7 protein-coding genes and 2 pseudogenes are annotated in these 7,853 nt (G+C 31.6%); all 9 read right to left on the reverse strand.

Going from position 1 to position 7,853, the window contains the following annotated elements:
• Window positions 1-57 precede the first annotated feature (57 nt).
• Window positions 58-1,020 (reverse strand): hypothetical protein, encoded by a 963-nt coding sequence (locus tag CR532_RS05020; RefSeq protein WP_108729756.1) that lies wholly within the window; start codon window positions 1,018-1,020, stop codon window positions 58-60.
• A 31-nt stretch (window positions 1,021-1,051) separates the two neighbouring features.
• Window positions 1,052-1,660, reverse strand: coding sequence for a DUF228 domain-containing protein (locus CR532_RS05025; RefSeq protein WP_108729757.1), 609 nt, complete (start codon window positions 1,658-1,660; stop codon window positions 1,052-1,054).
• 18 nt (window positions 1,661-1,678) lie between these two features.
• Window positions 1,679-2,563, reverse strand: coding sequence for a DUF228 domain-containing protein (locus CR532_RS05030; RefSeq protein WP_108729758.1), 885 nt, complete (start codon window positions 2,561-2,563; stop codon window positions 1,679-1,681).
• Window positions 2,560-3,126 carry a DUF228 domain-containing protein gene (locus tag CR532_RS05035; RefSeq protein ID WP_108729759.1) on the reverse strand — a complete coding sequence of 189 codons (567 nt, stop codon included), beginning with the start codon at window positions 3,124-3,126 and terminating at the stop codon, window positions 2,560-2,562. Before CR532_RS05035 ends, CR532_RS05030 begins: the two co-directional genes overlap by 4 nt.
• A gap of 50 nt (window positions 3,127-3,176) precedes the next feature.
• Window positions 3,177-3,887, reverse strand: a complete 711-nt coding sequence (locus CR532_RS05040) for a DUF1357 family protein (RefSeq protein WP_159076642.1) — start codon at window positions 3,885-3,887, stop codon at window positions 3,177-3,179.
• A 124-nt stretch (window positions 3,888-4,011) separates the two neighbouring features.
• A pseudogene (locus tag CR532_RS05045) lies at window positions 4,012-5,267 on the reverse strand (anti-CBASS protein Acb1 family protein).
• A 104-nt stretch (window positions 5,268-5,371) separates the two neighbouring features.
• Entirely contained in the window at window positions 5,372-5,719 is a 348-nt protein-coding gene (locus CR532_RS05050; protein WP_108729761.1) for a hypothetical protein, read from the reverse strand.
• A 51-nt stretch (window positions 5,720-5,770) separates the two neighbouring features.
• The gene (locus CR532_RS05055) at window positions 5,771-7,117 is read right to left on the reverse strand and encodes a PBSX family phage terminase large subunit (protein ID WP_108729765.1); all 1,347 of its coding nucleotides are present in this window, start codon (window positions 7,115-7,117) and stop codon (window positions 5,771-5,773) included.
• Between the two features lie 5 nt (window positions 7,118-7,122).
• A pseudogene (locus CR532_RS05395) lies at window positions 7,123-7,626 on the reverse strand (DUF603 domain-containing protein); the annotation flags it as partial.
• Window positions 7,627-7,853 lie beyond the last annotated feature (227 nt).

Below are 7,853 nucleotides of genomic sequence, written 5' to 3' on the forward strand. Positions count from 1 at the left end.
TATTGCGACTATATTACAATAGTACTATTTAAAAGTATACAGTACTAATCACAAGTATTACTGCTGTTTAATTGTTACCTTAAGGATTGTCTTTTGTGTAGCAATCATACCACCTAGTACAAAATCAATATAACTATGTGCTATATCTGTTGAGTCGCGATCGACTTGTTCATTAGGCATTGGTAACATATATTTACTTGGTTTGAATTTAATGAGCTCGGGGTTTAGTGGATAAATGAGTATCTGGTGTGAGAGCATATTAGAAGTTTCAATATAAACAGGCTGTCTATTATTAACAGCTTGTATTGTACTCCTTACAACGTCTTCCCATGTTTTCTCGGATGTTGAGGGTAGTCCATTAGGCTCGTAGGGTTTTGAGAGCTTTAGACTAGTTGCTTGATCTACTATTACCATCATGGGAGTTGTAAACTCATCCCCTAGTTCAAGCTTTGCAAGTCCTTCCTCAATTTTTTCAAATATTTTATCCATTTTATCTTTATTACCATTTGTCACTTCAACCTCTATTTGATGTGGCATATTAAGAATTCCATACATCTCAGGTAATAATTTTTTAAAGTTTTGTCCAGCACTGTGTATAGATACAACACCAGTTAATATAAAGTGATTAATAAGTTTAATTATCTCGTTTGACGCTAGTAAATACGCATTAGAAAATGGTAGTATATTATTATTAACATCACCAATGTAATTACCACTAGTATAGTACCCCTCTGCACTTTGCTTAAAGTGTCTAAATTTATATTGCAATTTAATGTAATTAATTTTAACAGTCTCACTTCTAAATCCAATAGTAGCTATAGTATTGACTTCATTTGCTAGAGTTGTAGGGTTGCTATTAAGAAAACCGTCCCATTTAACAGTGTTAAGGTATCCCATCTTAACATCAGCAAACTCAATTTGTTCCGGCTCAAACCAGTTGTACATAATTGGGTCTTTAACTTTCCCAAAAATGTGTGCTACTTCCCTAGCATAATAATTTGTATCATATAGTTCAGACATTTTTTAAATCTCCTTTTTTAAAATAATTACTTTAAACTACTTTAACAGCTCTATTTCCAAATATAGTTGCATGAATTAAATAAAGTTTAGCATCCCCAAGGGTTGCTATCTCATAAGGTGCAGATAAAGCAATAGCATTAACTACTTGTTTATTTTCTCCAGTAATTTTCTGTAGTTCTCCTTTTTCATTAAAGAATAACTTAGTTCCAGCCTTTACATCACCCCCATCTTGACCCTTAACAAATACCAAGTACGCCTCGTAATTGTTAGTAATAGGTACAACCGTTGCTGTGTGTGTAAACTCGTCAATGTCTACACATATACTATAAAGATCAACACCACCACCTGCCTCAACATGAGGCTCATAATGCATTTTAGTATTAGGGATCTCCTCTATTTTATTTACAACTAACTTAACACCCCTTTTATATGGATACCCTACAGCGTAATAGTTTTCTAGCTTATCGACCCTACTTGTACGAGTGCCTCCAGAATTAGCAAAATGTATGTGTTTATCTCTAAAATCAAACTTGTTGTTAAAAAGTCCAGCATTAACTTGAGGGTTTTTCATTAATGCCTGCATTCTACTTCTACTATCTAAATACTCTCGTCTTAATTTCGCTATATCTTCATCTGGCATGATATCTCCTTTTTATGTTTAAACTACTCGTGGCACGCCTTTTGGTACACTAACCTCAACTCCTCTATTACCATAAATAGCAACCTTGACAAAATGAACTTGAAAATCAATCTTTTTAAGATCCTCATACTCTCCTAAGTCTTCTTTAAAATCAATAGTAAAAGAAGTAGATAATGCTACGGCATTTATAGAAGTTGGTGGGTCGCCTTCAGCCTTAATAATTATCCCTTGTGAATTAAAATCAAGTAAATCACCTATCTCAAGACTACGATTTCTTGTAACTAAATACCCTTCAAAGTTATTAGTAATAGGTAGTACAGAGGCTGTATTAGTAAATTCATCAACATCAACACATATTCCGTATAACTCTGCATCTTTTGATGGTGTTACATACGGCTCCATTAACGAGTCATCACCTATACTAAACACAATTTTAACACCACGCTTGTAGGGAAATCCCTTATAAGGATAGTGCTCAATCTTGTCAACACTACTTGAATTAGTGAGCCCAGAATTATCAAATACTTTAAATTTATCTTTAAAGCCTACTCTATTACTAAATACACCAGCCTCAATTGTTGGATTTTTAGTGTATTTCTTAAGCTTTAAGATATACTCCTTATACATTTCTTCATCAGGTCTTGCTACCGCTTCTTGTGCTTGGTATTCTTGTACTGCTCTTTTACCTCGTCGTCGTGGTTGATCTGGATTTAAATCAACTTCTTCATGATTTAAGTTAACTACTTGATCACGATTTAAATCAACTTCTGGATCCAAGTTTACTGCGGGTTGCATTTCATGATTTAAATCCACTTGATCATTTAAGTCTACTTGTTGATCATGACCCAAGTGTACTTCTTGTTGCATTTCTTGATTTAAACCTAGTTTTGCTTTTTTACTCATTTAGGAACAGCCCTATTACCAAACACAAGTGTATGTACTATGTAAAGACTCTCATTAAGTTTATGAGCTTTAGATAAAGCAATAGCATTAACAGTTTTCTTTGCAACGCCAGTTTTTGCAAGCATTCCATGCTCATCAAAATATAATTTATCACCTAAAGCGATATTACCTTGATCTGTGTCCTTTAAAACCAAGTACCCCTCATAACTATTAGTAATAGGAATGACAGTTGCAATACTAGTAAACTCGTCAATATCGGTACAAATACCATAAAGGTCATCACCACCCCCGGCAGCCACACCAAGTTCAGCTCCGCCGTCTGGGGCAAATTCAAGCTTAACGCCCCGCTTGTATGGATACCCTATAGCATAGTAATTCTCAATCTTGTCAACACTACTTGTACGAGTCCCGCCCGAGTTACCAAAGTGTAAATTTTTGTCTGTAAATCCAAAATTATTATTAAAAAGACCTGTATCAACTTGAGGGTTTTTCATTAAAGCCTTAAGTTTTGCTAGCTTTTCCTCATACTCTTTCTTTAATTTTGTAATATCTGCATCCGGCATTTATGTCTCCTTAAGTTTTAGTGCTCTTTTAAAGATTTTTCATTATCTCCTTAAGCTATAGCTCTCTTTTTGGCTCTATTTTTATAAAATTGTACTTGACGCTCTCTATAAGCATTAGCAAGAGCCTCGTGAAACTCACTAAAATCACGAGGTGTAAAATTAGGATTATTTAAAGATACCTCTTCTTCAAACTGTATTGAGTTGTCTTTTTTTAATATCGTAATATTACTCTCACGCTTTTTAATGTTAACTTTAGCAAGTTCAACCAACTGTTCTAAAATCTCACCACTTATATGATCAATGTTAGAGCTTTTACTTATAGCAAAAATTTGTTCTTTTGGAACAAACTTTTTAATAAGCTCCTTTTTTTGAGCAATCATTATCTCTGCTATTGGATATCCTTTATTAATAAGTGCCTCTTTATTAAAATGCGAACTTAAGTGTGCTTTACATAAATTGTCAATCTCATTAATCTTATTAGCTTCAGCAAGCAAACTTTTTTCATGCTTAATTCTTGATTGAGTTTGTTCCAGTTCACTAGCTATTTTTTGATTAATGCTAACAGACAATGATTTTGGTGTATCTTGTGCTTGTTTTTCTTGTTGCTTTTTGTATCGCATATACCTACTATATTCATCTAAACTAATAGTTTTAGTTTGTTCACTAGCTTTAGTTTGTGATTGTGTAGCTTTAGTAGTCTCAACTACGGGCGTCTCTTCTGGAGCCTCAGGAAGTAATTCTTTCTGCTCACTATCTGGCATAAAATCTCCTTTTTTAAATAATTTACTCTTTAATACTTCTAAAACTTTATTTAATATGTCTAAATTATTGTTAGCAACTAGTGATAAGTACTTGTTATATGTATTCATTAACTTTTTATCTCGCTTAATTTATATCCTCTAGAAAAAATAATTTCCTATTTAGCATATCTAAATATTTACTATCTAGTGTGTTATTAGCAACTAGTGTTAAATACTTGTTATATGTATCCATTAATTTATTATCACGCTCTAGTTTTTCATCTTCAGTTAGAACAACGATTGAATTAAACCTCATATCAAGTCCATAGTGTTTATTAAGTTTAATGTTGCATGCATTTTCAACGTTTTCCTGCACGCCCTTAATAAAGTCATAATAGTTACTACGGTCTCCTTTACCATCATTACCTAAACCCTTAGTCTGTTCATTAAAACTTCTAGTTAAAGGCTCCTTAGTATCAGCTCCAATCTTGGCCTTAACTAATTCAAAAGCGTCCTTAAGATAGGTCAAGTCATACTTAATAACTTGCAAATTTGCACTTTGTGTTCCAGTATAAAAAATACCCTCATTATTAAGGTTGCTCTTAAGCCTTGCAAGCTCACGATCAAGTTCATTATTAATACCTCTAAAAGCCGTAATATTAGCATTTATTTGATCATCCTTATTTCCCTTTAAGAGGTTTGAAAATATATTACCAGACTCGGTGCTATTACTCTTTGTTATAAGGTCAATCGAGGCTGTAGCATTAGTTAAAGCGTCTTGTAATTCAACTAAATACTCATCTTTATAAAACAAAAAATTATGATTGCTAATTCGTTTTTCAATTTCAACATATATACGCTCTAGTAAGTAAATATTTAATAGAAAGTTTTGTGTATATACAGGGGTGTACTTCCCTAAAATGTGGTCAAAGTTATCATATATAATAAGTCTAGATTTATGTATTCTAATTTCTTTGCTAGTAATTCGCTCATCTTTGCTAGTAATTCGTTCATCATCACTTTCATCTAGTGATCTAATTTTTAAGTTGTAGGTGATGTAATTTGAATCAAAATCCCTGTCACTCACAAGTCCATTCTCAAGAAAAGTAAATCCAATAGGTAATTCATTGTTAACCTCACTCTCTAAATGCGAATAATCATCGTTAGTTTGAACTAAGATATACCCAACACCATAAAAGCGATAACTTATAATAGCATTAAGTAAAGCCTCTTTAAGCTCTATTTTAAGAGTACTTAAAGTTTCATCACCACCCTTGCTACCAAAAGGTAATAAGGAAATACCGTTCTTTAATGCATCCTCACCAACATTTTCAATATAATTCCTAAAAAAATTGAGTAAAGATACAACTCGCGTGAATTTATATTTATGTCTAATTTCATATATACTTTTTAATTGATAAATATAGTTCAAGTTTTTATTAATTCTTGAAAATGATGGTTTTAAAAGTATCTTGTGTATCAAGATACAGTTGATACTGTATTTATTACTCATACTCATATAGTGACTTAAAATAATGAAAATGAATTATTTCTTCAAACTCATAAGACATATCTTTTGTATAATCCAGCTTATCAAACATACCTTCTACATAACTCATTATTACCAAAAAACATAATAGTAAAAGTAGTAACAACAATTGATGTAGGCTCAAGCGTAACATACTATCTAGCTCGTCTTGGTAGTGTTCTAGATAAGCTATCAAAAACCCAATTAAAACAATTAACACAGTTAAAGGTAACATCAAGTAAATAGCAATATCTGTTATTAATCCCTTAAAGTAGTTAATTGATAATGTTGATAGCTTATCAATATAAGCTGTTAATAATATCAATTAATCTCCTTATTTTTGTACCTAGTATAATACGCTTTTATATATTATCAATTATAGATATCTAAATTTAGCAAATTGAGTGCTTTTTGTTGACCTTGAAGAAGTAAGTAGTAAATAAGCATTAGCTAGGGCGTCAAGTGCATCATCATGCACACTAAGATCACCTTTATATAGAAAAATATCATTTATAGCGGATTTACTACTAAAGTTTAGTATATGCATACATCCAGACGCAAAAGGAGTAATTAAACAACATACTCTATTAAATTTATTTGATAGTGGCTTAATAGGAGCAATTCTGTAATAATTATTCATATTATTTCTTAAATTAAGAAACTCTTTAGTAACACTACCCAAACCCATAGTGTTATCACGATCTTCAATATAGAGTGTATTAACATTAAAAGTAGTTATTATGGATTTAATCATGCTTAACATATATGGGTCATTTACGGGGCGTTGATCTTGATAAATATATGTATAAAACTTATTATCACTACTGCGTTCTAGTACACAAACAGCGGTATTATCACCACCTATACTAAAGGCTGGATCAATGTAGCAAACAGGACTTATAAACTCGTAGCTAGCAACCATATTAATATTAGTAAAGATTGACTCACCACTTGCGACCCACTCCCCTAAAAGAATTCTGGCTTTATATGTAGGTAAATCCTTATATAACGTCTCTTGTGTTTCAATAAATGATTTACTTATTTTGATGTTATCATAGGTTGTAAAGTTATACGTAGTGTACACTTCTGTTTTATCAATAAAATCCGTTTTAAAAAAATGTGTAGGGAAGTCTGGGTTGGTATCAAAAATTGCAACCTCTTGACCATTTCTTAATCTCTTTAAAGCCTCCCTTATAGTTTCCCTATTTAATGTTGTAGCTTCATTTATAAACATTAATGAACTATTAGAGCCCCGCAATCTTTTAAAATCTGTAGCTTTATCACCACCATATAGATTGACACGCAGGCCGTCAATTAAAACAAAAGTAGTATTTTGTTTCTTTTTCTCAAAGGATATATGCAAAAGATCACATATAGTTTCCATCTCACCTAGTACATTTATTTCTATTGAGTTTTGACTATTACCTAAAATTAAATTATTATTACTTTTACTATACTTGTCTTTATTTGCAAGCAAGCTCTTAATAAACAAGTAACAAGCCAAGAATGTTTTGCCACTAGCAATACCACCACTTAAGATGATTTTACTAATATTACCAGACTCAATGGATGAAAGCACTTCTGCTTGTTTAGGTAGTAGGTGTGCAGACTCAAACTCTTCAAAGTCAATATTAGAACTACTAGCAAATAGACTAGCAATATCAAAGTTAAAATCTTTTAAGTATTCTTTTCTTAAGCTCTTAAATTCATAACTATCAACAATACTATTCACTGCATGTCTCGTTTAACATTCATCATTGTTTTTAACTTAAGCAGACACTTGTAGTTTAAAGACATTTTATGAGTGTAGAATTTCTTTTCATACTCCAATTTTTCTTTTTGCTTGTCTTCAAGTTGAGTTTTAAGCTTTTCTTTAACACTTGACTTAATGTTACCTTTAAGCTTGTTAGTAAGGGTCATAATCTGGATATCAATATTACTTATAGTATCTTTTAGTTCCTTAAGTACTAAGGATTTATAAGAGTTAAAATCACCACTAAAAGCCATACAGAGGTTATAAAACATTGTTTCAAAATTTGCTTTAACAACTCTCGACTCGACTTTAGTAGATACAGCTAAAGATACAAGATTATCAAAAGTGTTTGTATTAACTTGAACTGTAGTCCCTAAACCCTCTTTAGAGTCTTTTAAGGCCTCGTACCTATTGCGTGCTTTTGATACAGTAGACTTTCCAACATTTAAAATACGAGCAACTTCTTTATTTTTAAGTCCCTTATCAAAAAGAACTTTGCTTCATTTTTGTTAAATACCTTATTTTAAATAATGTAGGTTATTATAAGTTTACAAAAAATAAAAGTCAAGTAAGTATACTTACAATAAAATAGAAGCCATGAAAATATTAAAAGAAATCAACGATAATAAACTTTTGAAAAAATAGCTTCAGCAGCCATCTTGACTGCTTTATCTCCAGCTATGGCTTTAAGGATGTCTGCACCTGT

The sequence above is a fragment of the Candidatus Borreliella tachyglossi genome, from assembly GCF_003076595.1.
Lineage (GTDB): Bacteria > Spirochaetota > Spirochaetia > Borreliales > Borreliaceae > Borrelia > Borrelia tachyglossi.

What these genes read in the sequence shown, in the direction of transcription:
- CR532_RS05040 (WP_159076642.1), bottom strand. Translation starts at nt 3,887, where the DNA reads ATGCCAGATAGTGAGCAGAAAGAATTACTTCCTGAGGCTCCAGAAGAG.
- CR532_RS05035 (WP_108729759.1), bottom strand. Translation starts at nt 3,126, where the DNA reads ATGCCGGATGCAGATATTACAAAATTAAAGAAAGAGTATGAGGAAAAG.
- CR532_RS05020 (WP_108729756.1), bottom strand. Translation starts at nt 1,020, where the DNA reads ATGTCTGAACTATATGATACAAATTATTATGCTAGGGAAGTAGCACAC.
- CR532_RS05030 (WP_108729758.1), bottom strand. Translation starts at nt 2,563, where the DNA reads ATGAGTAAAAAAGCAAAACTAGGTTTAAATCAAGAAATGCAACAAGAA.
- CR532_RS05025 (WP_108729757.1), bottom strand. Translation starts at nt 1,660, where the DNA reads ATGCCAGATGAAGATATAGCGAAATTAAGACGAGAGTATTTAGATAGT.